The organism is Neptunomonas sp. (assembly GCF_041601355.1).
Classification (GTDB): Bacteria; Pseudomonadota; Gammaproteobacteria; order Pseudomonadales; family Balneatricaceae; genus Neptunomonas.
The window spans coordinates 1-24,421 of the sequence record NZ_JBFIIH010000009.1 but is presented as its reverse complement, the minus strand read 5'-3'; the positions used below and the strand labels follow the sequence as shown (position 1 = coordinate 24,421).

Here is a 24,421-nt window from a genome sequence, read left to right as displayed (position 1 = left end):
AGGAGCGTCATTTTTTTGATAGGGGTTAGAGACAAAAACTAAAGAATCACTATAGCTTGCCGCTGTTAAGTTTATATTAAGTTAAAATTTGTAATTCAGGAGTAATATGTCGCTGCCACGATGAATACCAACAAAGGAATGTCTATTCAGACGAAGGTCAACGTGTCACTTATTGCTGTTTTCCTGATAGTGCTCATCAGCAGCCTAACCGCTATATTCAAGAGTGAAACCGAACTCAGCCATCAGGTCGCCCGTAAAACCACACTCGCAACCGCTGACTCCTATTTTGACAGCATCAATATATTGATGCTCAGCGGAGCAATGGCCAACCGTGCCACACTACAACAGAAAATCATCACAAATGACGACCTCACAGAAGCCAGAATTATACGTGGTGATGCCGTTTCAGGTGTTTACGGGCCCGGCTCAGGCGATTCAGGCATAGAGGACGACTTTGATCGCCGCGCAATGAAAGGCGAACATATCGTTGAAGAGATCAATGATGATAAAGGCCATCGACTGGTTGTTGTCACACCCATGAAAGCGCTAAGCAACTACAAAGGCACTAACTGCCTGCTCTGCCATCAGGTCAGCGAGGGTGATATTCTCGGTGCCGTCCGCGTGACCTACTCCTTTAACAGCCTTGATGCTGCCATTACCAGTAACATCACGGCTATAGCTTTGGTAGAGTTGGCTTTATTTATCGCAGGCATTATTGTCATCAGTTTGCTCCTTCGCCGGTTAGTTATCACACCTATCAACCGCCTCAGCAACACCATCCAGAGCATCGAAAAAGAGGGTAACCTCAATCTGAGAATAGCTGTTACTTCGCAAGATGAAATCGGACATATGTCCACCGCCTTTAACTCAATGCTGAACCATTTTCACGACAGCCTGCAGCAAGTCAGCAATACCATTTTACAATTGGGAACCTCCAGCACACAGATTAACAAGATAGCCGATATGGCGTCTCAAGCCGTTAGCAATCAACAACTTCAAACCAGCTCTGTTGCTTCAGCAATCCATCAGATGGAGTCTGCGACACAAAGCGTAGCGACTAATGCAGAACATACGGTTGTCGCCTCAGATTTAGCGCTTAAGGAAACCAACACCGGTACTCAAATCACCCAGGCGGCATTACAAGAGATGGAAAGCCTGAAAGAGAATATGGTACGCGCTACACACGCTATTCAACAGTTGAATACACAAAGCCAGAATGTAGGTACGGTGTTGGAGGTGATCCAGAAAATTGCCGGACAAACCAACTTACTGGCCCTGAACGCCGCCATAGAGGCCGCACGCGCAGGCGAGCAAGGCAGAGGCTTTGCGGTTGTTGCCGACGAAGTCAGAACGCTCGCCAGCCGAACCCACCAATCTACCGAAGAAATTAACAATATTATCGGACGTTTACAAAAAGATGCTGAAGGAGCAGTATCCGTGATGCAAGTTGCTATGGACAGCGCTGAAGCCGGTGTTGAAAGCGTACAGAAAACATCAAATGCGTTGATAAATATTGCGGAAGAAGTGCGTGTCATCAATGACATGAACCATAAGGTAGCCAGTTCCATTAAGGAGCAATCACAAATGGCAGCGAGCGTAGAAGTCAGTGTTCAGGATATCAGCCAGAGCGCCAGCCGCACAGCTGATCGCGCTTCCCAGTTAACAACGGTTTCTTCCGAGCTGGCAACTCTGGCCTCACAATTGGGCACATTGGTCAGCCGCTTTAAGCTTTAAAGTCGTTCTTATCCAGCCCGTATTTACACATTTTGTCATACAAGGTTTTACGCGGCAGACCAAGGCTGCTCAGCGTGTCCTTGATCGATCCGCCATGACGGGCCAGCTCGGTTTGCAAAAGAATCTTCTCAAAGCGCTCAACCTGCTTTGGTAAGGTCATTTGCCCCGTCTCAGCACTGTCTGTGATGGGGCGGTTGTCAAAGTCAAAGGTACAACTTTCCCCTAACAACACATAACGCTCGGCCAAATTACGTAATTCTCTGACATTGCCCGGCCAGTCATGCGTCATCAGGCTATGCATACGCTCTCTGCTCAGCGGCAACACTTCCCGGCCATATTGCGTGGATGCAAGAATGGAAAAGTGCTGAAATAACATAGGAATATCATCAAGGCGCTCCCTTAACGGAGGAATATCGACACGTACCACATTTAACCGATAGTACAAATCTTCACGAAACGTTCCCTGCCCGGCCTGCGTTTTCAAGTCGACTTTACTCGCCGCTATCACCCGAATATTCAACTGGATCAGCTCGTTCGAGCCAAGCCGTTCAATCGTTCGCTCCTCCAGCACTCTGAGTAATTTAACCTGCAAATTAAGCGGCATACTCTCAATTTCATCGAGAAACACCGTGCCACCATCAGCATGCTCAAACTTACCAATGCGCTTCGCTTTTGCATCAGTAAAAGCGCCCTTTTCATGCCCGAATAACTCACTTTCTATCAAGCTTTCGGGCACGGCTCCACAGTTAATCGCCACAAAATTCTTGTCACGCCGGCTACTGTGTTCATGGATATAACGGGCCAACAGATCCTTACCTGAGCCTGTCTCAGCAAGAATCAGTATATCGGCAGGTGTATCGGCAACCGTATTGACTAAGCGTCGCAGCTGAGTCACGGATGGTGAATTGCCGATAATACGCGGGCCCGGTGCGCTTTGCGCCTCCAGTTCCTGGCGTAACCGACGATTTTCGATGGTCAGGGCCCGTTTCTCCATCGCCCGGCGCACAATATCTACTAGTAATTCAGTGGAAAATGGCTTTTCAATAAAATCATAGGCACCGTTGCGCATGGCACTGACTGCCATTGATATATCACCATGCCCGGTAATCAGGATGACCGGCAGATCTGCATCAATGGCCCGGGCCGTTTGCATCAACTCAAGCCCATCAATACCGGGCATATTGATATCGGTCACCAACACACCGCACCACTGCTCAGTGATATGTTCAAGAGCCTGCTCAGCCCTGGACAGAGCAATCACGCTATAACCGGCCAGTTCAAGCGTTTGCCCTGCTGAAAGCCTGATATGCTTCTCATCATCAACCAGCAGCACAGTATTATTCTGCTTAATATTATCCTGATCCAAGCTCAGAGACTGCATACGTTTTCCCGTTACAAAGATGTTAGTTGTTGGGTAGAATCCCGGGCAGAATCTGCCGGCAGTGAAAGCGTAAAGACAGCGCCACCTTCAGGATGATTAGAGACACTCAGCTCACCACCCAGGCTATCAATAATACGATACGAAATTGACAGTCCAAGGCCCAGGCCCTGACCAGCCTTCTTAGTCGTATAGAAAGGTTCAAACACCCGCTCTAACTCCTCCTCAGGAATTCCCGGGCCATAATCACGCACCTGTAAAATCAGCTTCGCATCCTGAGAACTCAGCAAGATATCAATCTTTTTATTTTCCTGTGTTTCCATTGCCTGCATAGCATTACTGATTAAGTTAACCATGACCTGTTCTATCCGTACGATATCACCCAAAACATAACAGGAGTCTAAATTCTTCGGCCAGTTAATCGAGACTTTTTCACGCCCCAGACGTCCATACATAATGGACATAGCGCCCTCTTTAACTGATTGCATAGACACTGATTCTGCATGGCCACTGGTTTTTCGGGCGAACTCTTTTAACGGATGAATGATCTTTGCCATGCGTTCGGTTAGCTGACTTATTTCAGACAAATTGGTGGCTGCCGATTCCGGACGATTCATTTTCAAAAACTGTCGTGCATTGTCTGCATAGGCCCGAATAGCCGTCAGGGGTTGATTCAGTTCGTGATTGATACCCGCTGACATCTGCCCCAGCACCGCCAATTTAGCGGTTTGAATCAGCTCATTCTGCGTATTCTTATGCAGGTCCATCTCTTCTCTGATTTTTTCATTCGCATAGGTCAGATCGATAGTCCGTTCGTGGACACGGATTTCCAGCTCTGCCTGGGAGTTTTGCAGCGCAAGTTCATACTCTTTACGTTGGGTGATATCATGAATCGTCACGATATAATGCTTAGTATCCTCTCTGTGCATTTTCCCAATGCTGACCTCAATAGGAAAATAACTACCATCCTGGCGCTTACCCGATGCTTCTATGAACAGGTCTGGTAATTCGCTCAAAGCCGCTTGCGTAATGTGTTGCCAACAAACCCGACGATCCGCCTGCGATAAAAATAAGCTGAAGTATTGATGCTTTACCTGCTCCTCGCTGTAACCGAATAACTTTTCAGCCGTAGGATTAAATGATTCAACCCGACCCTCTTTATCCAGCGTTATCAGCCCCGCCTGAGTATTATCGATAATATCCCGAATGCGGGATTCATTTCTCTCCAGCGTTTGAATTTCCCGTAGATTAAATCGTGTACGCTCTTTGACGATACGTCGCCTGGAAGTAACAACCATCACCAATAACACCAGTGCGATATATACAAAAGCTGCCAGGATTACTGCGTTCAGCACCTGCTTATGCACCGGCTTCATACTGGCAAGAATTGAAACCGTATAACCCGCGTCCTCAACAGAGCTGCTCTGCAAAAGAAACTCTGCACTTTTCTTACCATCCAGCGCGCCATTTCGCACCGTATCAGCATCTACTAATGTGATCAACTGACTCCCATCGTCGCGTTGCTCGCGCTTAATGATATTCAGTGACGCCAGCGGATAGTCACCATAACGCATACTTTGATAAATTCTCTGTATATCAGTTTCCAACAACGGCGTCAGTGTATGAAACTTCCAATCTTTGCGCGTCGAGATAAAAATAACACCGTCCTCATCGCTCACAACCAGATCAGTAGAAACATCACTCCAATCCGTCTCAATCTCATTAAGATCAATTTTCACGACCACTGCACCGATAATATTGCCACGATGCTCAACAGGATATGAAAAAAAGTAACCGCGTTTTTTAGATGTCGTACCTAATGCAAAATAACGCCCGGGACGTCCCTGAATAGCATCCTGAAAGTAGGGTCTGAACGCAAAGTCCCTGCCGACAAACGAAGCATCTTTACTCCAGTTACTGGCCGAAACCGTTAACCCTTCTTCATTCATTAAGTAGCTATCAGATGCGCCGATAACGTCATTAACCTGCTCAAGATAGAGATTTGCCCGCATTTGGGCATCATTGCTCCAATCATATAGCAGTGTGTTGATTAACTCAGAGTGGGTGGATAGTAAGCGAGGCAGGTCTTTATAACGATCCAGTGTCTGCTGTAAACTCAGCATGTAACGATTCATATCTGCCTGGGTTTTCTGTTGCAGATAACCCATTGCCTGATGGCGACTCAAGCTTGTCACCTGAATCAGTAACAATATAAAGCCACACACCAGAGCCAGGACGATCAAGGGGCGGTAAGTTAAAAAATACCTTGCCAGAATCTCACTCCTTCTAAATAATTTATAGTCAAACCAACAGATCTTAGTATGAAGTGGAAATTATCTGCTGCTATGATTCTATAGGAAACCTTTAATTTCTATACCGAAGCACACAGAATGCTATTTTTTCGACCCACGTTTAACGACTCCTTTAATTTATTAAGTAAAGATGACCGAGATACCTTATGCTGAAACGTACTAAAATTGTAGCTACTTTAGGACCGTCAACAGATAAGCCAGGCGTGCTCGAGGCATTAATTCGCGCTGGTGTAAATGTTGTACGCTTGAACTTCTCACACGGCACCGCTAACGACCATCGTCAGCGTGCGCAAGCCGTGCGGGAAACAGCACGGCGCATCGGTAAGGTGGTTGCTGTCATGGGTGACCTGCAGGGCCCTAAAATCCGCATTGCTAAATTCAAAACAGACCGAATTGAGTTAAAAAGCGGCGATCTATTCACGCTGGATGGCGAACTCTCCAGCACAGCCGGTGACCAGCATCAGGTTGGTCTCGATTATAAAGAGCTGCCAAAGGACTGCCTCCCCGGCGACGTTTTACTGCTGGATGATGGCCGGATGCAACTTAAAGTACTCAAGGTCAACGGCTCACGCGTCGAAACAGAAGTCTTACTCAATGGCCCTCTGTCCAACAATAAAGGTATTAACAAACAAGGCGGAGGCTTATCTGCCGCCGCCCTGACTGATAAAGATAAACGTGACATTCTGGTCGCTGCAGAACTGGACATGGACTACGTTGCTGTATCTTTCCCTCGCTCGGCAGCCGACATAGACGAAGCCCGGACACTCTTGAAAGCAGCAGGCTGTCGTGCCGAGATCATTGCCAAAATAGAGCGCGCCGAAACGGTAGCCGATGATGAAGTGCTGGATGCACTCATCCTCGCCAGCGATAGCGTCATGGTTGCCCGTGGTGACCTGGGCGTTGAAATTGGTGATGCGCAGTTAATTGGCGTGCAAAAACATATTATCAATCGCGCCCGCGAATTGAGCCGTACCGTCATTACTGCCACACAAATGATGGAGACCATGATCAAAAACCCAATGCCGACACGTGCCGAGGTATTTGATGTCGCCAATGCGATACTCGATGGCACCGATGCCGTCATGCTCTCGGCAGAAACAGCGGCCGGGGATTTTCCGATTGAAGTCGTCAGATCGATGACTGAAATCTGTCAGGGGGCCGAACGCCACCAATCCGCACGTCCGAGCGTCACCAGTATTACCCAGCACAGCGACCGCATAGATGAAACCATTGCCCGCTCGGCTATGTATACCGCCAACCATCTGATCGGTATCAAAGCAATTATTTGCCTGACAGAATCCGGATCAACACCTCGCTGGATGTCGCGTATCCGCTCAGGATTACCTATTTACGCACTCACCCGCCATGATCGCATCATGCGCCGTATGGCACTGTATCGTGGTGTAGAAGCCATGTTCTTCGATGCGACCAGCGTCGAGGAGTCTCGTTTAAATGATGAGATTCTTGCCGGACTAAAAGCCAAAGAGCTGCTTAACAGTGGAGACCTGATCATACTGACTCGCGGCGCTACTATCGGCGAAAATGGTCGTACTAACTCGATGCAGGTGTTACAGGTTCCTTAGCAAACCTCAACATACTGTCTGACACAGCTATTTGATTTAAGGAGGCCCGCGCCTCCGTTTTTATTTGAATCTTATAAGCATACTGTGTTTTAACTGATAATCTTCCACTTTCACTGAACCGCCAAACAACCGGAAAGCCTTATGAATCTCGCTGCTCAAATTGCTCAGGAACTAGGGGTGCGCCCACAACAGGTTTCAGCAACCATCACTTTACTGGATGAAGGCGCCACCGTTCCTTTTATTGCCCGTTATCGCAAAGAAGTAACCGGCGCGCTTGATGATATTCAGCTACGCCAGCTGGCGTTGAGAGTTGATTATCTCAGGGATCTCGATAGCCGCAAACAAAGCATCTTGAGCAGTATAAAAGAGCAGGGCAAGTTAACCGGGGCTCTCGCCAGCGCTATCGCATCAGCAGACACCAAAGTACGCCTCGAAGATCTATATCTTCCCTATCGCCCCAAACGCCGCACTAAAGCGCAGGCGGCACGTGAAGCCGGGCTGGAACCTCTCGCCTTACAGCTGCTGAACACCCCGTGTGACCCTCAACAAGCCGCCTACCCCTTTATTAATCTGGAAAAACAGATCGAGGATGCAGACGCCGCATTAGCCGGTGCACAACAGATTCTGATTGAACAGTTCTCAGAGCAAGCAGAACTGTTGGAGCGATTACGCACCTGGTTATGGCATAACGGCATTATCAATGTCAGCGTGGCCCGCGGCAAAGCATCGGACAATAGTAAATTCCGTGACTACTACGACCATCAGGAAGCGATCCGGAATATGCCATCACATCGCGCCCTGGCGATGTTTCGTGGCAATAAAGAGGGCGAATTGAAAATCACGCTGCTTCCGCCAGAAGCAATGATTAAAGAACCTATTAACGCCATCGCTGCACAAAATCACATCCCTGCAGGCAAAGGAGTTCACGCGCTATGGTTGCAGAACTGCGTTGAGCTGACATGGAGCCAGAAACTGCACAAACAGATTGAAAACGATCTGCTTAAACGCTTGCGTGATGAGGCTGAAACCGAAGCGATTGCCGTTTTTGCGCGCAACCTGAAAGATTTGCTGCTAGCCGCCCCCGCCGGACAGAAAGTAACTCTGGGGCTTGATCCTGGCCTCAGAACCGGCGTTAAGGTAGCCGTCGTCGATTCCACCGGAAAATTACTCGATCATGGCAATATTTATCCGCACGCTCCGCATAAAAAGTGGGATGAGTCCGTTAGCACGCTGGCCAAGCTCGCCGCTAAGCACAAGGTCTCGCTGATCAGTATCGGTAACGGCACCGCGTCCCGGGAGACCGAGCAACTGGTGAAAGAGCTCAGTAAACGCCACCCTGAACTCAACCTAACTGCTGTGATCGTCAATGAAGCGGGGGCTTCCATCTATTCTGCTTCCGAATTAGCCAGTCGCGAATTTCCGGATCTGGATGTCACTATCCGGGGCGCTGTATCTATCGCCCGACGCCTGCAAGACCCGCTTGCCGAACTGGTAAAAATCGAACCAAAGGCTATTGGTGTGGGACAATATCAGCATGATGTCGACCAGAAAGCCTTAGCGGGGTCATTGGAGAATGTTGTTGAAGATGGCGTGAACCATGTAGGTGTTGACCTGAACACCGCCTCCTGTGAGTTATTATCACAGGTGGCCGGATTAAACCGCACCACCGCGCAGAACATCATTGACTACCGGGATAAACAAGGACGCTTCACGGATCGAAAACAGTTGCTCAAAGTGCCTCGTCTTGGCGCCAAGGCTTTTGAGCAATGCGCCGCATTTCTCAGAATCCGCGACGGTAAACAGCCTCTGGATAATTCGGCAGTACACCCTGAAGCGTATCCTCTGGTAGATAAAATGGCGTTAACGCTACGCTGCAAAACGGCTGAACTTATCGGTAACAGCACCTTAATAAAGACACTTTCTGCACAACAGTTCATTTCCGATCAATATGGTGAATATACCGTCAATGACGTGATCGCCGAACTGGAGAAGCCCGGCAGAGACCCACGGCCTGAATTCAAAACTGCGCAGTTCGCAGAGGGCGTAGAAACACTCAAAGACCTGCAAATCGGTATGCAACTAGAGGGTGTTATCACCAACGTGACGAACTTCGGTGCTTTTGTTGATATCGGCGTTCATCAGGACGGACTGGTGCATATTTCACAATTAGCAGATAAGTTCGTTAAAGACCCGCATTCTATTGTTAAAACCGGCGATATTGTTCAGGTCCATGTAACCGAAGTGGACGAAGCCAGACGACGTATTGCGTTGTCGATGAAAAGCCATGCCACAGTGGAGAAACCCGTACCTGCAAAAGCCCGGACCGCCTTCCCGGCATCGCCTGCAGCAGAAAAAAAGCCACAAAGTATGCAGACAAATAACGGGCTGGCGGCGGGCTTAAAAGCAGCCGGATTTAAAATCAAATAATGCAACGCACTGTTTCTGTGCCTTCTGAGGGAAGGTCTGGTTATAATGCTATCCATTTTATCATCCAGGAAGGGCTAAGCTTTGGCATCCGTTCTGAAAAAACAGCTTGAACAATTGGTTTCCAGCGGCCATTACGTCCACTTAAAAGGCGTGCTACATGGCATTGAAAAAGAAGGTTTACGTGTTGATGGTTCAGGTGAATTATCACAGACTGCCCATCCTGCAGGGCTGGGATCTGCACTGACCAACAGCACGATTACAACCGATTATTCAGAATCATTACTGGAATTCATTACACCGGTTTTTGAAACACCAGAAGCCGCTCTCAACTTCCTGGATAACCTGCATCGTTTCAGCTACCAGCATTTAGGTGATGAACTGATATGGGGCGGCAGTATGCCCTGCCACATCAATAATGAGGCAGATATCCCTATAGCCCGTTTCGGCGCATCCAATGTTGGTCAGCTAAAACATATCTACCGCGTGGGTCTTGAACACCGCTACGGTAAAATGATGCAAACAATTGCTGGCATCCATTATAACTTTTCTCTTCCAGACAACTTCTGGCAGGCGCTACAAACGCAACAGGGAAATACCGATTCACTGCAAACCTTCCGATCAGCCTCCTATTTTCGCCTGATCAGAAATTTTCGTCGCCACTCCTGGTTACTACTCTACCTCTTCGGTGCTTCACCGGCCCTCTGCGATTCATTTTTAAATGGTAAGAAGCATAACCTTGAAAAATTACAGGAACATACACTGTATCTGCCCTACGCAACCTCTCTGCGCATGAGTGATCTGGGTTATTCGAACAAAGCCCAGTCTTCTCTGAACATCTGCTTCAATCACCTGAATACCTATATCAGCTCACTGCACAGGGCGATTCATACGCCTTATCCTGCTTATGAAAAGATCGGGGTTAAAGTTGATGGGCACTATAAACAGATAAACAGCAACATCCTGCAGATTGAAAATGAATATTACAGTGATGTTCGTCCTAAGCGTGTTGCTCATGCCGGAGAAAAGCCTCTGCATGCTCTGCAACAACGTGGCGTCGAGTATATCGAAGTACGTAACACCGATATCAACCCTTTTTTACCGACAGGCATTGATGTACAGCAATCCAAATTTCTGGATGCATTTCTGATCAGCTGTCTGTTAATGGGTGATGATGAAATCAGTGAGATTGAATGCGATATGATCAGCGACAATCTGGAGAAAGTCGTCACTTGCGGGCGTAAACCAGGCCTGATGCTGGAAACACCCGACGGGCCCGTATCACTGCAACAGGCGGGTAAAAGCATACTTGAACAGGTTCAGATGACGGCAGAGTTGCTTGACAACCTTCACCAAAGCCGTGATTACCAGCTGGCGATCACTGCCCAGCAAGCCAAGCTCGACGATGTTTCGCTGACCCCCTCTGCACAGGTGTTAAAGGAACTCAAAGAAAGCGGTTTAAGCCACACACAATGGCTGCTGAAAAAAAGCGCGGAACACAGACAAACCTTTATGTGCTCCACCTTAAGCAGCGACGTACAACAGGCACTAACGCAGCAAGTCAGTATATCAACACAATTGCAAAAAGAGATCGAAGCCGGCGATACAGTGGACTTCGATCAATATTTAGCGGACTACCTGGCCAGCTAGCAGGCTGGCCGATATTCTGCCAGGCACTACTGTATAACGAAGCTGGTGAAGAAGAGGTCGGTTACTATCCCCTCGCCTTCTTCTTCAACCAGCAATTTTTGTATCAGTTGCAGCCCCTTCTTTGCCAACACCTTTTGCGCCTCAACGGTTTCTAAATCAGCTTCTGTCTGCGCACTGAACAGAAATACCAAATCATTGCGAACATTCGCCATATGATGATTAATCGCATAGCTCGCCGCTTCCGACCCCACCTGAACCGTTACTTCACACTTGAGAAAGCGGATTTTTCCCGGCCCTCCAAAATTAGCAATAAAGGGCTTGAGCTCAACATATCCTATATAATCAGAAGAAACCGGTTGTTCTTCGTCTGCTGCCCATGTTGCAGGAAACCACAAACTAAAAAAAACAATGGCGAAAAAACGTAGTAGCATAGCGTCAAGGCTCCGGTTGAGATATGGGTTGTATAAGAGTTGAGACAAGTCATATCAGATAAGTATAACCGCCAATTCAGACTACGCCAGGTTTGATCTCTATTGCACCTGAAAGTCGCTTAGGATTAGTATTGAATTATATTAACGAATAAGGATTCGATCATGTTGGAAAAATGCGAAAGTGCACGCGAACGCTGGGGAGGTATCAGCGATATTATTGATCAATGGCTGGAACACAGACAAAAGCTGATCAGTAAATTCGTATCGCTGCCAAATGTCGAGGTCAGGGATATTGAAAACCATGTAGAATTTTTCTGTACATCCATGATGGACTACTTGTCCTCAGGTCATTTTGAAGTGTATGAAAAACTGTTACATGAAGGCAGCGAATTCAATGATGGTGGTCTGGAAGAAGCCCAGAAAATATTCCCACGCATTCAACCCACGACGGACATCGCTCTGGACTTTAATGATGCTTATGCTTCGCTGAAAAACCCGACTGTGCAGCAGATCAGGGAGTTTTCTTTTCAGCTTTCCAAGCTGGGAGAGAACCTGGAAGAACGCTTTGCACTCGAAGATCAGCTGATAGAGATTTTACACACATCACACCGCGACACTGTCATGGATGAGGCTTAATGCGAACCGGGGGAATATATAACTATGCTTAAAAAGCCCCACAGGCTGATACTCATCCCCCTTATAGCGAGCGCTTTAGCTGCGTGCGATAGCGCTAACTCACCTTCCTCTGTATATGAATACACTACACTCGGAGCATACAGCGCCGATATATCGCTGGACGGCCATTACGCCGTAATAGGCTCTCAGGATGAAGGGGGTAGTTTATGGGATATTCAGAAAAATGCACGGCTGTTTGACTGGAATCACCGCAAAGATGAACGCTCTATCATTGCGGAATCGGGTTTCTCGCCTGAGGCAAACTTCGCAGTAACAGCCAATCAACAGGATCTGGTTCTCTGGCATACCTTAACCGGACAGCCAGAATGGTTCTGGAGTTCACCCGGCGAAATTCTGGATCTGGCCATTGCAGCAGACGGGAATTTCGCATTACTCGGATTAGCAAACCACGAAGCCGTTTATTTTGATATAAAAAATGGCGGTATACGTCGCACGCTACGCCATCAAGGGCGCGTCAGAAGTGTCGACCTAAGTGCCGATACGCTTACGGCACTCACTGGCTCAGATGACTACAAGACAACCGTATGGGATATGCAAAGCGGTGAAGCTATACATCAAATCTCCTTAAATAATGTGATCGATGTTGTCGCTTTGAGCCCTAACGGAGACAAAGCCTTTAGTGCAAGTAATCTGGATACCGCGATTATCTGGGACACGCAATCAGGCGAGATACAACATACATTATCAAGTACTGCCGGCCTTTTCCCTAAACGGTTGAGTTATGTTGCAGCACGTTTCTCCAAGAATGGCGATCAGTTATTAACAGGTACTGCGGCGGGGCTGATTCAACTATGGGATAGCAGCTCAGGAAGTGAACTTAAGCGCTGGCGTGCCCATAAACGCGACCCTTATGGCCCAACCAGCACCAGTATCTATGCAGTTGGTTTCGGTCCAGGCGAATATTATGCCATCGGCTCTAACGGTGTGATGAATATACTTAAATAAACGCTATTTATCGAAGTACACATAAGAACTGTCTATCAGCACCCTCAAATAAAAACTATAAAAATGGCCGCATCAGCGGCCATTTATTTAATTCACTTCTTAAAAATTACTCAGCAGGATTAACTTCCAGCAGCTCTACTTCAAACAACAACGCTGAATTTGGGCCAATCGCATTACCCATACCACCAGGACCGTAAGCGAGTTCAGCAGGGATTGCTAATTTGGCCTTGCCCCCCTCTTTCATTAGCTGTAAACCTTCAGTCCAACCCGGAATAACACCATTCAGAGGAAAAGACACAGGCTCATCACGTGCATAAGAGCTGTCAAATTCAGTACCATCAATCAGGGTGCCGCGATAATGAACTTTAACGGTGTCTGTGACCGTTGGTTGTTTACCGGTGCCCGCTTGCGTTTCTTCATACTGCAAACCACTGTCAGTCGTTTTGACACCGGACTTCTTAGCATTTTCAGCCAGGAATTTCTGGCCTTCATCCAGATTCGCCTGAGCTAACTTAGCCACTTCCTGACGCTGCTCTTCCATCTTCTTCATCTGGAAAGCCTGCATGGTTTCGCCGACTTGCTGTGAATCCATTAATGGCGTTGTCTCTTCATAGATCGCTTTGATGCCTTTATGAAAGGCATCCAGATCCATCTCTTCAAGGTCCAGTTTCAGCTTTTCGCCCAATACCAAACCCAGGCTATAGCTTACCTTCTGATTGTCAGTTTCCAATTCAACTGCCTGAGCCGCCGGTATTACAACTAAAGAACTTGCCACAGCCATGGCCAGTAATGTTTTTTTCATTCTGTTTCCCTTGGATTTACACATATAAGAGTTTGTTACAGCGTTAGTGCCCGATTAAACCGTAAAGTTCAAAGAGATGCCAATCTTATCCTCTCGCCACTCTATAGTGAGTTATGTACTGATAAGTATGTACCGACAAAAAGAGGCTAATAAATTACGCTGGCCAGCAGGCACAAGCTCCGTATCGGCTGAAGTGCTATCTTCTGCAAGCAAGCGTTTTACATTTTCCTTCATTAAGAGCTCAATCGAGCCCACTTCTTCAGGCCAGCTTTGCGCCAGTGCATACAAATACGCCAACTCTATTCTCTCGGCCTCAAGCTCTGCCTTTCGCATCGTTACATAGAAGGCATCCAAAACAGGCTCATCGGCGCGTATGTTTCTCACCCGATATCTCAATGCCCTTAACGGGTGTGTCATCTCATGCTGCCAGTGTTGAGCTGAGCTCTGCTGCAGCGCCGCTGTATCCAGCAATTTATGCTGCGTCGCCAGCCACGCGGCATATAATAAGCGATTGATACTCATTCCATATTCATTCTGCAGAGCCAGGCAACACTCCTCCACCTCAGAATATGAATAAAATTTTAACGCAAATGCCCAAAGAGGATTTTGTAATTGCATAGCTATGGTAGAATCTCGCGCCTATGATTCAGTTATCTAAACTCAGCTTACACCGTGGCACTCAGTTTTTACTAGAGCAAGCCGACTTAACCATCTATCCCGGCTGGAAGGTAGGAATTATCGGCGCCAATGGCGTAGGTAAATCCAGCCTGTTCAAACTGCTGCTGGGAGAGCTGCAACCGGATGCCGGCGACTGCTACCTGCCGCCGCATCTTACTATTGCCCATATGGCGCAGGAAGTCACGGCGATTAATCGCACTGTGCTGGACTATGTACTGGATGGTGACAAGGCATTACGCCGCATTCAGCACGCACTTGAACAGGCAGAGGCTAACGGTGCAAATGACCAACTGGGCGAACTTCACGCAGAACTCGATGCGATTGAAGGCTACAGCGCCTCCGCTCGCGGGCAGCAGCTGCTGGCGGGTTTAGGCTTCACTCCTGCAGATATGCAAAAAGAGGTCAAAGCACTCTCTGGCGGCTGGAGAATCCGCCTTAACCTCGCCCAGGCATTAATGTGCCGCTCAGATATTCTTCTGTTGGATGAACCGACTAACCATCTGGATCTCGATGCGACGCTATGGCTTGAACAATGGCTGAAGAGCTACCCGGGAACCCTGCTACTGATCTCGCATGACCGCGACTTTCTGGATCAGGTTGTCACCCATATCGCACATATGTATCAACAGCAGCTGACTCTTTATAAAGGTCAGTACAGTGCGTTTGAACGCGCTAAAGCAGAGCGTCTCTCACAACAACAAGCTCAATTCGAAAAGCAGCAACAGCGCATTGCTGAAATTGAGCAGTTTGTCCGCCGCTTCAAAGCCAAAGCATCAAAAGCGAAACAAGCACAAAGTCGGGTTAAAGAGCTGGAACGTATGGAGCAAATATCGGCAGCCCATATCGACAGCCCTTTCACTTTCCATTTTTACAGCAGCGACAAGGTATCTAACCCCTTATTATCCATACGCGAAGCTGACTGTGGTTATGCAGCCAGCCCGATACTGAAAAACATATCCCTGACATTAGTACCGGGTTCGCGTATCGGTTTACTCGGCCCGAACGGCGCCGGCAAATCGACGCTGATCAAAACATTAGTGGGTGATTTAGCCCAGCTCAGCGGCGAACGCTATTCAGGTGAACACCTCAGGGTAGGTTATTTCGCACAACACCAGCTGGAAGCGCTAGATTTAGAAGCATCCCCTCTGCTGCATATCATGCGCCTCTCTCCTCAAGCGACTGATCAGGAAGTACGTAACTACCTTGGCTCTTTTGGCTTCATGGGTAACGATGCACTGGAACCGGTAAAACGCTTTTCAGGCGGCGAAAAAGCACGCGTAGCACTAGCGCTGATTGCGTGGCAAAAACCAAACCTGCTGCTACTTGATGAGCCTACTAACCATCTTGATCTGGAAGTACGTCATGCATTGACAGTTGCCATGCAGGAATTTGAAGGCGCTGTCATTTTGGTATCACATGATCGTCATTTGTTGCGAAATACCGTTGATCAGTTCTTGCTGGTTGCGAACGGCAAAGTTGAAGAGTTCAGCGGAGATCTGGACGACTACCAAAAATGGCTGACAGAACAGCGTCGTAGCGAGCAACAAAATAATAGTAACGAAACAGAAACCCGCGAGAACCGCTCTTTATCGGCGACAGAGCGCAAAGCACAAAAACGTGAAGCGGCCGAGTTGCGCAAAAAACTCAGCCCGCTGAAAGCACAGACAAACAAACTGGAAAAGCAGCTGGAAACATTGCATGCCAAGCTTAATTCAATTGAAACCGAATTGGGTGACAGCAGCTTGTATGAAGCAGCCAACAAAGAGAAACTGAAAGAAACGCTGAACTCGCAAGCTCAGCTAAAACAGCAGATAGACGACACAGAAACGCAGTGGATGGAGCAACTGGAAAATCTGGAGACGCTGGAACTGGCACTCGCGATCAATTAATGACTCGCGAGTGATTGCGTAAACTCTTTCAGAACCCCTGAATCTGCTTCCATCCCTTCAACTTCAGCCATCACCTGTTGCTGAGAGAGCCCCGTGAGCGCCAGCACATCCGTATTAAACTCCTTCTCAAGCGGACCGTCAGCCCAACCTTTGAGACGGAGTGCATGATTGGCCAGATGGACGATCTGCGCATACACCCCTGCGTTAGGGTTCAATGGCTCGTTCAGGTATCTGACACCATTATAAACTTCTTCGGGTAACGACCAGCTTTCCATGAGCCACGCGCCTACCTGCTCTCGCGTTACATGCAAGATATGCTTTTCTATGTAGTCCAGACGCAGATGCGGATTGGCTTCTATATAGCGGGACAATAGTGAGAAGTGTGGCGGAAACAGATGTGCGAGTACAATATAACCAAAATTATGCAACAGACCTGATAAATACACCAGTCCGGGTTTTGGCCGGATGCTGCTTTCCATTTTTTTAGCTAACCGCTCAGCCAAGGTGGCTGTATACACTGCTTGCTGCCAATACGGTGTTTGATTTCTGGGAGTATCTTCAGGAAGGGTCAGTGTTTTACCCATCGCGATACCTAACGCCAGATTCACCACAAGATCAAACCCCAGCACCCGGATAATCGCATCATCAATGGATTGAATACTGCCAGGTGCCGCATAATAAGGTGAAACAGACCAACTCATCACCTGTGCCGACAAACTCGGATCGACTTTAACCACAGGAACCAAACGATCTACACCGGCAGCAGGGTCAGAACGTAGCATAATAATTTTCTGAGTGGTCGGCGCCAAACTAGGCAACCCCAGAGTATCCTCAAGACGCTGACGAATTCTAAGGGCAGTAAAACGCTCAACCGCATGGGAAATCACCGCTTCATCATCGCCTTTTGGCTGCGCTCTATCAATATCAGAAGCACTTAACCCCAAACGTATGGAGCGCATATTAGCGATGTACCATGAGCGATCAGCACTAAAACGTAAGCCGCTATAGGGCTCCAGCACATCCAGCACATCCTGGCATTCAAAAGCATCGTCAACAAAGACAGGCAAAGAGAAAAGCTTACGCTGCCCCTCTTTTGTGCGTAAAGTTTCCTGACTAAAAAACCGTCTGACATCATCACCCTTAACGGGCTGCAGATGACGCTCAGTTTCCCGCCAGATGCTCACCAGATTGAGCAACTTAACTGCCGGGAGCAAAACCAGCACTTTACCAATGTTATCGTGCAGTAAGACTAATCGGGCAAAGTTGCTGCTGCCTGCATCAGTTTCTAATGTATTTACGCCTATGGCCAATGTGCTCCCTCCCATCACAGCTGACTAATTCATAACATTCAACGACATTACAGTTAGAGTATAGGCAAAACATTCAATTAGTCACTTAATGCGACACTATTTTAAATTTTAAATACTACAAGAAAATTCTGGAGCCTGTCGGACTTGACCGGTCGTAGCGAGGGGAAGATCGACTTGAGACAGTTTTGATTCTGTTCAGAGGCGAATAGTAGTTCTATTCCACGAAAAACAGGATCCAAAATGGCCAGATTCGGCTTTCCCGCACGGCTGTATCAAACACGTATAACGCGACTAACAGCACGTAATGCCCTTAGCTTCTTAATGGTTCGCGCCAAATGTATCCTATCCGTCACCGCAATTTCCATATCGACGGTAGCCAGTTGCCCTTCTTTTTCACCCATATCAATTCTCAGGATATTCGCTCCGGTTGTCGATACGGTTGTCGCCAGACTAGCAATGATGCCACGATGAGAAGCAACTTCCAGCTTCAGCATCACCGTGAATTCATCATCCATCACATCCGACCACTCCAGATAGATACACTTTTCCGGATCATCGCGCATATAACGAATATTACGACACTCAGTGCGGTGAACAACCAGCCCCCGACCACTGCTAATATGGCCAACAATCTGATCACCAAAAATCGGATAGCAGCACTTAGCGTATTGGATTACCAACCCTTCTGTACCTTGCACGGCAATGGGTTTTTGTCCCTTAAGCGACTCACCGGATGTTTCATCAGGCTTGAGCTTTCGCGCCACTACATAGGCCATACGATTTCCCATGCCGATATCTTCCAGCAGGTCATCAATAGACTCAAAATCAGCACACTCCAGTACAGCATTGAGCTTTTCAGCATCTATTTCATCAACCGAAATACCATAATGGCCGAGAAACTGGTTCAGCAAACGACGTCCCAGCTCAACGGATTCGTGCCGCTGCTGGTTCTTCAGGAAATGACGAATACTTGAACGCGCCTTACCCGTCACGACAAAATTCAGCCATGCCATGTTGGGCTGGGCACTGCGGGTCGTAATGATTTCAATCGTCTCACCGCTTTCCAATGGCGCGGATAACGGTGCTAAACGACGGTTAATTCGACAAGAAACACAGGAATTACCCACATCGGTGTGTACTGCGTAGGCAAAATCGACAGGCGTAGCGCCTCGGGGAAGCTCAAGAATACGTCCTTTGGGTGTGAACACATAAACTTCATCCGGGAAGAGATCTTTTTTAACGTGTTCGATAAACTCCATGGAGTCACCGGCACGTTTTTGCATCTCCAGCAGACCCAGCACCCACTTACGGGCACGGTTATACGATCCCACTGCACTGTCCGAATCACCATAGACTTTATAATGGCTGTGCTCAGCAATACCTAATGAGGCAACCGCATCCATTTCGCGGTTACGAATCTGCACTTCTATGGTGACATCACGCGCTACAAACAACTCAGTATGCAGCGATTGATAGCCATTCGCTTTCGGGATAGCGATGTAGTCTTTGAAGCGCCCATGAACAGGCTTATATAAATTATGGATAGCGCCCAGAATCCGATAACACTCATCAACAGTATCCGTGACGATTCTGAAGGCAAAGACATCCATGATCTCCGCAAAAGACTTACGCTGCGCTTTCATCTTGCGGTAAATGCTATACAGGTGTTTTTCGCGTCCAGAGACAACACCGGGCAACCCTTCCTGCTCAAGCCGCTGCCGAACAGCCTCTTCAATAGAGCTGATCATATCTCTGCGCTGGCCACGCGCCTGCACAACAGCACGACGAATATATTTAGCTCGCATCGGGTAATAGGACTGAAATGCCAGATCTTCAAGCTCGACCTGCATATCACGCATGCCCAAACGAGCGGCTACCGGTGCATAGATATCCATGGTCTCGCGGGCAATTCGTCGCTGTTTTTCAGGAGGCATCGCACCCAGAGTGCGCATATTGTGCAGACGATCGGCCAGTTTAACCAAAATAACGCGGATATCCTCCGCCATGGCCAGGACCATTTTCTGAAAGTTTTCGGCCTGCGCTTCTGCTTTGGTTTCAAACTCCAGATGCGTCAGCTTTGAGACACCATCGACAATATCGGCTACCGAGGTACCAAATTGGTTTTCAATGCCCTCATAACTGATATCGGTATCTTCAATCACATCATGCAACATCGCTGCCATCAGGCTTTGATGATCCATATGCATAGTCGCAAGAATACTGGAAACAGCCAAAGGGTGAGTCACATAGGGCTCGCCACTTTTTCGACGCTGACCATCATGCGCTTGTTCTGCATAGAAATAAGCACGACGAACTTCCTTGATCTGCTGAAGATCCAGGTATTCGTTTAATCGGTCAGAAAGGGAATCAATCGTCGGCATCATTCCTCCAGTACATCGGCGCTAGCAATAATTTACTCACTAAAGCTTCCAGATGGAACAATGCCCGATTAAAAAATGTAGTACTTATCTTTTGCCGAGATCATCAAGAATAGACCGGTCGACCAAACCTTCCGCAATTTCACGCAATGCAACAACAGTATCTTTATCGTTTTCACGATCAACTTTGGGCTCTTTTCCGCCTGTTGCTAACTGACGCGCACGCTTTGCCGCAACCATAACCAGCTCAAAACGGTTATCTACATTGTCCAGACAATCTTCAACTGTGACACGAGCCATGCTTAAAACCCCAAAAAAATTGTAAAATACGAAGGACCGAAAATTTTACATCAGACCACTCATGCTGACAAGAGATCATTCAGCAAATCAACATGCTGTGCGTGCTGCACCTCCAACCGGAGCCGCTGCGCGGTTAATATGGCCTGCAATTGCGCTAATGCAGTGTTGAAATCATCATTTATCACCACATAATCAAACTCATTGTAATGCGCCATCTCATTAACTGCCTGGGACATGCGCAGATCAATCACTTCGGCGCCGTCCTGGCCACGGCCGGTGAGACGCTTACGCAACTCTTTTTGGGACGGCGGCAAAATAAAAACGGAAACGGCATCTGGCATCAGTGCCCGCACTTGCTGTGCACCCTGCCAATCTATTTCCAGAATAACATCCACTCCACGACTGAGCTCATCCTCAACCCAAACCCGCGAAGTGCCATATTTGTTGGTAAACACATCGGCGTATTCAAGAAAAAGATTTTCTGCAATTAAAGCATCGAACTGCTCCATTGTGATGAAGTTGTAGTCCTCCCCGTCCTGCTCACCCGGACGCATCGATCGTGTCGTATGTGACACCGACACCCGCACCTGCGCATCCTGTTCAAGCAGCGCTTTAACCAAGCTGGTTTTACCTGCTCCAGAGGGAGCCGAAACAATATACAGTGTGCCTTTAACGCTCATCTTTTGATTCTCTGAAACGATTTAATTTTGTCCGAAACTTTTTACCAGACCCAGCGCAACAGACATCCGGATCAATTCAGACAATGAATTCGCCTGCATTTTAGCCATCATATTCGCACGATGGCCCTCGACAGTTTTACGATTAATAGCCAGCCAATCTGCTATTTCCTGATTCGCATGCCCGACTACAACACCTTCAAATACCTGACGCTCACGTTTAGTAAGACTTTGATAATGAACGCGTATATCTTGCATTTGCGCAGCCTGCTTCCAGTTATTCAGGTTCAACAATAACGCCTGCTGCACATGATCAATCAGCGCCTGATCACTGAACGGCTTCTGCAAGAAGGTTAACGCCCCCTGCGTCATCGCCGTTACCGCCATATCTACATCAGCATGCCCGGAGATCATAATCAGCGGAAGTGAGATGTCACGCGCACAGAGTTTTTTCTGCGCACTCAAGCCGCTCATGCCGGGCATTCTTACATCCATCAGAATGCACCCTTGTGTATCAGCAGAACAGTTTTCCAGAAAGTCCTGAGCCGAGTCATAAATTACGGTTTTAAAACCAACGGATTCAAGTAGCCATTTCAACGAATCGCGAACATCAGCATCATCATCGACGACAAAAACATGTTGTACAGGTTCGTTATGCATTCAAATCCTTAGCCGCGTTCAGCCCCAATGGTAACATGACCCGAAACACCGCCCCACCTTCAGGCCGACACTCAGCCGTCAGCTGACCTCCATGTGCTTCCACCAATGAACGACTGATCGGCAGTCCCATCCCCAACCCTGCTGGCTTGGTAGTATAGAACTGCTCGAACAATCGCTCACTATCATCAGAGAATCCGTCCCCCTGGTCGAAAACGGAAATTATAACCTGATCGCGGTTTTGCAGAGAAGCGTCTATCCACACCCTTCGTGGCGTATGATCCGGCTCTGAATGACTGGACTCAATCGCATTCAACAATAAATTAAGAAACACCTGCTCAAGCTGTATCTGATCAGCCAGCACCGGCGGTAAATCACCGGGCGTGAAATTCTCCAATAACACGTTGTGCTGAACAGCCGAACCAGCAGAAAAATCGATCAGATTATCGATGAGCTGATGCAGGTCCAGCGGCTCTCGTAGCGGCTCCTGCTTGCGGGCAAAATCCATCATCCGATGTAGAATGCCACCAGCACGAAGTGCCGTAGAAGTGATGCGCTGCAAAATGGGAGAGAGCTCCTCCAGTGTCGGAGGAGGTGTTGCCTTCAGGCGCCTCTCAGTTCCGCGAGCATAATTAACAATCGCCGTCAGCGGCTGATTGAGTTCATGAGCCAGACCTGAGGCCATCTCACCCATCGCCGCCAAACGTGATGCACGATTGAGTTCTTTTTGGTATTGCAATACGCGCGCTTCTGTTTCAATTCGACGGCTAACATCACGAGAAACCACAAGAATCTCTTTTAAATCACCTGTCGACACATCCCGAATAGAACGGCTGGTACTTTCCAACCAGGTATAGTGACCGTCTTTACAGCGAAAGCGGTACGTGTGGGTATAAAAACCTTTTTCGTAATATACGCTGGGCCTGCGGCGCTTAAAATCCTCAACATCGTCCGGATGATATAGCTCATAAGCAGACATACCAACAATCTCATCAACACTAAACCCCAGCAAATGTTCCACCGCCGGCGAAGCATAGATGAAGCGCCACTCATCCGGTGTATGGCGCGATATCATATCGGTAGACTGCTCAGCCATCTCCGCCAGCAACCTGTTACGTTCTGCATCATCGGTCAGGGTGCCTGTAGCCGATGATGGCTGACAGGGGCCTTTAGGCTTAATGAGTGCTTTCTTCTGACTTACGATCACTACCCCTCTCATAACAATTTAACAAGCAAACAGTGCAGGCCTGCTCAGCTGAATTCAAAACGATTCGCTGACCTTTATTCTGCTCTGTATTAACGCAAAAATTTCTTACTGAACAATTTAAAACCCTCTGCATCCGAGCGTCGCAACCACTCAAATCCAACCATCTCACGGGTAATAATTTTGATGCCTTCGTCACGCATACGCGCGATGGCGTACTCAGTATCTCTAGGATTACGGGCTGATATCGCATCGGCCACCACAAATACCTGCTTACCCATGGCTTGAAAACTCATTGCGCTTTGCAGCACACAGGCATGGGCTTCCATGCCACAAATGACAACCTGATCCTGCGTGATCGTTTTCAACTTATCCTGAAACTGCGGCGCATCAACACACGAGAAGAAAGTCTTAGCGGTGAAGTTATCTGCGCCAACACGCTCGCGGAGCCCGTCTGCCGTTGGGCCAACACCTTCAGGATACTGTTCTGTGCCAAACACGGGTATATTCAGCGCCTGCGCCAATTCAACTAACGAATCGCAATACTGTACCAACTTTTCACTTTCATAAATGCCCGGTAATAAACGTGACTGAACATCAATCACCATCAGGCACGACTTCTCTTTTTGTAGCATCATATTATTTTCCTTCTACAGGACGACGGTCCACCATATTAGTCGCCACACCCTGAGCAACCACTTTTCCTTTTACGCTGCATATCGTTTCCAAAGTAACACGACGTCGCTCAAGGTTAATGTCGATCACTGTTGCTGTGACTGTCACAGTATCGCCGATATAAACAGGCGCTTTAAAGCTAATTTGCTGATCAACATAGATAGCACCGGGGCCAGGCATACGCGTTCCCAATACAGCAGAGATCAATGCAGCACTGAACATGCCATGCACAATGCGATCTTTAAACATCGTCCGGGCGGCATATTCCGCATTGATATGTACGGGATTATCGTCACCCGAAATACCGGCAAACAATACAACATCCGCTTCAGTGATCGTTTTTGCATAGCTTGCAGATTGTCCGATGCTCAGATCTTCAAGATAAAAACCATGTAATTCCTGCATTAAATCCTCTCTGTTTCGTCCTTCTAAATTCGGATGCCCTCTACGCTAATGCTTTATTATCACAAAACCAAGGGTTTTTACTTGGTTTTGTGTTTTTATTTTGCTAGCTTATGATTAATTAATGAGCAAAACCCTTTTCAATCTCTGCTCACAAGCACGAGGTGATGCATGACAACGCCATCAAATAACGGCTTTCTGGAACGTACATTCAGACATTTACGCTACGCGTGGAGAGAGGCGACAGATAATCGGGCATCACTCGAAGAATTGAAATTATCGGCAGATCTCAGTGA

Annotated in this window: 20 protein-coding genes; 7 read left to right on the top strand and 13 right to left on the bottom strand. The window is 47.8% G+C overall.

The window, feature by feature from the left end:
* Positions 1-120 precede the first annotated feature (120 nt).
* Entirely contained in the window at positions 121-1,734 is a 1,614-nt protein-coding gene (locus ABY436_RS02765; RefSeq protein ID WP_372737499.1) for a methyl-accepting chemotaxis protein, read from the top strand.
* Here the strand turns inward: ABY436_RS02765 and ABY436_RS02760 are convergent.
* On the bottom strand, positions 1,724-3,115 hold the full coding sequence (locus ABY436_RS02760) for a sigma-54-dependent transcriptional regulator (RefSeq protein WP_372737498.1): 1,392 nt from the start codon (positions 3,113-3,115) through the stop codon (positions 1,724-1,726). The genes ABY436_RS02765 and ABY436_RS02760 overlap by 11 nt on opposite strands.
* Positions 3,116-3,126: 11 nt before the next feature.
* Positions 3,127-5,307 carry an ATP-binding protein gene (locus ABY436_RS02755; RefSeq protein ID WP_372737528.1) on the bottom strand — a complete coding sequence of 727 codons (2,181 nt, stop codon included), beginning with the start codon at positions 5,305-5,307 and terminating at the stop codon, positions 3,127-3,129.
* Between the two features lie 263 nt (positions 5,308-5,570).
* Here ABY436_RS02755 and pyk point away from each other — a divergent pair, with 263 nt between their 5' ends.
* The 3 genes from pyk to gshA all read left to right on the top strand — a co-directional run bounded on the left by pyk (position 5,571) and on the right by gshA (position 11,081).
* Entirely contained in the window at positions 5,571-7,007 is a 1,437-nt protein-coding gene (pyk, locus tag ABY436_RS02750; protein ID WP_372737497.1) for a pyruvate kinase, read from the top strand.
* 141 nt (positions 7,008-7,148) lie between these two features.
* On the top strand, positions 7,149-9,434 hold the full coding sequence (locus ABY436_RS02745) for a Tex family protein (RefSeq protein WP_372737496.1): 2,286 nt from the start codon (positions 7,149-7,151) through the stop codon (positions 9,432-9,434).
* A gap of 81 nt (positions 9,435-9,515) precedes the next feature.
* On the top strand, positions 9,516-11,081 hold the full coding sequence (gene gshA, locus ABY436_RS02740) for a glutamate--cysteine ligase (protein ID WP_372737495.1): 1,566 nt from the start codon (positions 9,516-9,518) through the stop codon (positions 11,079-11,081).
* Between the two features lie 26 nt (positions 11,082-11,107).
* On the opposite strand, the gene fliL is transcribed toward gshA, so the two are convergent.
* The gene (fliL, locus tag ABY436_RS02735; RefSeq protein WP_372737494.1) at positions 11,108-11,512 is read right to left on the bottom strand and encodes a flagellar basal body-associated protein FliL; all 405 of its coding nucleotides are present in this window, start codon (positions 11,510-11,512) and stop codon (positions 11,108-11,110) included.
* A 162-nt stretch (positions 11,513-11,674) separates the two neighbouring features.
* On the opposite strand from fliL, the gene rsd reads away from it, so the two are divergent.
* Both rsd and ABY436_RS02725 read left to right on the top strand, forming a co-directional pair.
* Positions 11,675-12,148 (top strand): sigma D regulator, encoded by a 474-nt coding sequence (rsd, locus tag ABY436_RS02730; protein ID WP_372737493.1) that lies wholly within the window; start codon positions 11,675-11,677, stop codon positions 12,146-12,148.
* 24 nt (positions 12,149-12,172) lie between these two features.
* Positions 12,173-13,153, top strand: a complete 981-nt coding sequence (locus ABY436_RS02725; protein WP_372737492.1) for a WD40 repeat domain-containing protein — start codon at positions 12,173-12,175, stop codon at positions 13,151-13,153.
* A gap of 106 nt (positions 13,154-13,259) precedes the next feature.
* Here the strand turns inward: ABY436_RS02725 and ABY436_RS02720 are convergent, their stop codons facing one another.
* On the bottom strand, positions 13,260-13,955 hold the full coding sequence (locus tag ABY436_RS02720) for an FKBP-type peptidyl-prolyl cis-trans isomerase (RefSeq protein WP_372737491.1): 696 nt from the start codon (positions 13,953-13,955) through the stop codon (positions 13,260-13,262).
* Positions 13,956-14,066: 111 nt separating this feature from the next.
* Positions 14,067-14,573: a TIGR02444 family protein gene (locus tag ABY436_RS02715; RefSeq protein WP_372737490.1), complete on the bottom strand. Its 507-nt coding sequence runs from the start codon at positions 14,571-14,573 to the stop codon at positions 14,067-14,069.
* A 23-nt stretch (positions 14,574-14,596) separates the two neighbouring features.
* On the opposite strand from ABY436_RS02715, the gene ABY436_RS02710 reads away from it, so the two are divergent.
* Entirely contained in the window at positions 14,597-16,522 is a 1,926-nt protein-coding gene (locus tag ABY436_RS02710; RefSeq protein WP_372737489.1) for an ATP-binding cassette domain-containing protein, read from the top strand.
* Here ABY436_RS02710 and ABY436_RS02705 read toward each other — a convergent pair.
* The 8 genes from ABY436_RS02705 to ABY436_RS02670 all read right to left on the bottom strand — a co-directional run bounded on the left by ABY436_RS02705 (position 16,519) and on the right by ABY436_RS02670 (position 24,128).
* Positions 16,519-17,832 (bottom strand): HDOD domain-containing protein, encoded by a 1,314-nt coding sequence (locus ABY436_RS02705; protein WP_372737488.1) that lies wholly within the window; start codon positions 17,830-17,832, stop codon positions 16,519-16,521. The genes ABY436_RS02710 and ABY436_RS02705 overlap by 4 nt on opposite strands.
* Before the next feature lie 272 nt (positions 17,833-18,104).
* The gene (locus ABY436_RS02700; protein ID WP_372737487.1) at positions 18,105-20,213 is read right to left on the bottom strand and encodes a bifunctional (p)ppGpp synthetase/guanosine-3',5'-bis(diphosphate) 3'-pyrophosphohydrolase; all 2,109 of its coding nucleotides are present in this window, start codon (positions 20,211-20,213) and stop codon (positions 18,105-18,107) included.
* An 84-nt stretch (positions 20,214-20,297) separates the two neighbouring features.
* Positions 20,298-20,510: a DNA-directed RNA polymerase subunit omega gene (gene rpoZ / locus ABY436_RS02695; protein ID WP_090730111.1), complete on the bottom strand. Its 213-nt coding sequence runs from the start codon at positions 20,508-20,510 to the stop codon at positions 20,298-20,300.
* Between the two features lie 59 nt (positions 20,511-20,569).
* Positions 20,570-21,190, bottom strand: coding sequence for a guanylate kinase (gene gmk / locus ABY436_RS02690; RefSeq protein WP_372737486.1), 621 nt, complete (start codon positions 21,188-21,190; stop codon positions 20,570-20,572).
* Positions 21,191-21,211: 21 nt separating this feature from the next.
* A complete protein-coding gene (locus ABY436_RS02685; protein WP_372737485.1) occupies positions 21,212-21,847 on the bottom strand; it encodes a response regulator transcription factor in 636 nt (211 codons plus the stop codon).
* Positions 21,840-23,051, bottom strand: coding sequence for a sensor histidine kinase (locus ABY436_RS02680; protein WP_372737484.1), 1,212 nt, complete (start codon positions 23,049-23,051; stop codon positions 21,840-21,842). Before ABY436_RS02680 ends, ABY436_RS02685 begins: the two co-directional genes overlap by 8 nt.
* 89 nt (positions 23,052-23,140) lie before the next feature.
* Positions 23,141-23,686, bottom strand: coding sequence for an isochorismatase family protein (locus ABY436_RS02675; protein ID WP_372737483.1), 546 nt, complete (start codon positions 23,684-23,686; stop codon positions 23,141-23,143).
* A 1-nt stretch (position 23,687) separates the two neighbouring features.
* On the bottom strand, positions 23,688-24,128 hold the full coding sequence (locus ABY436_RS02670) for a MaoC family dehydratase (protein ID WP_372737482.1): 441 nt from the start codon (positions 24,126-24,128) through the stop codon (positions 23,688-23,690).
* Positions 24,129-24,421 lie beyond the last annotated feature (293 nt).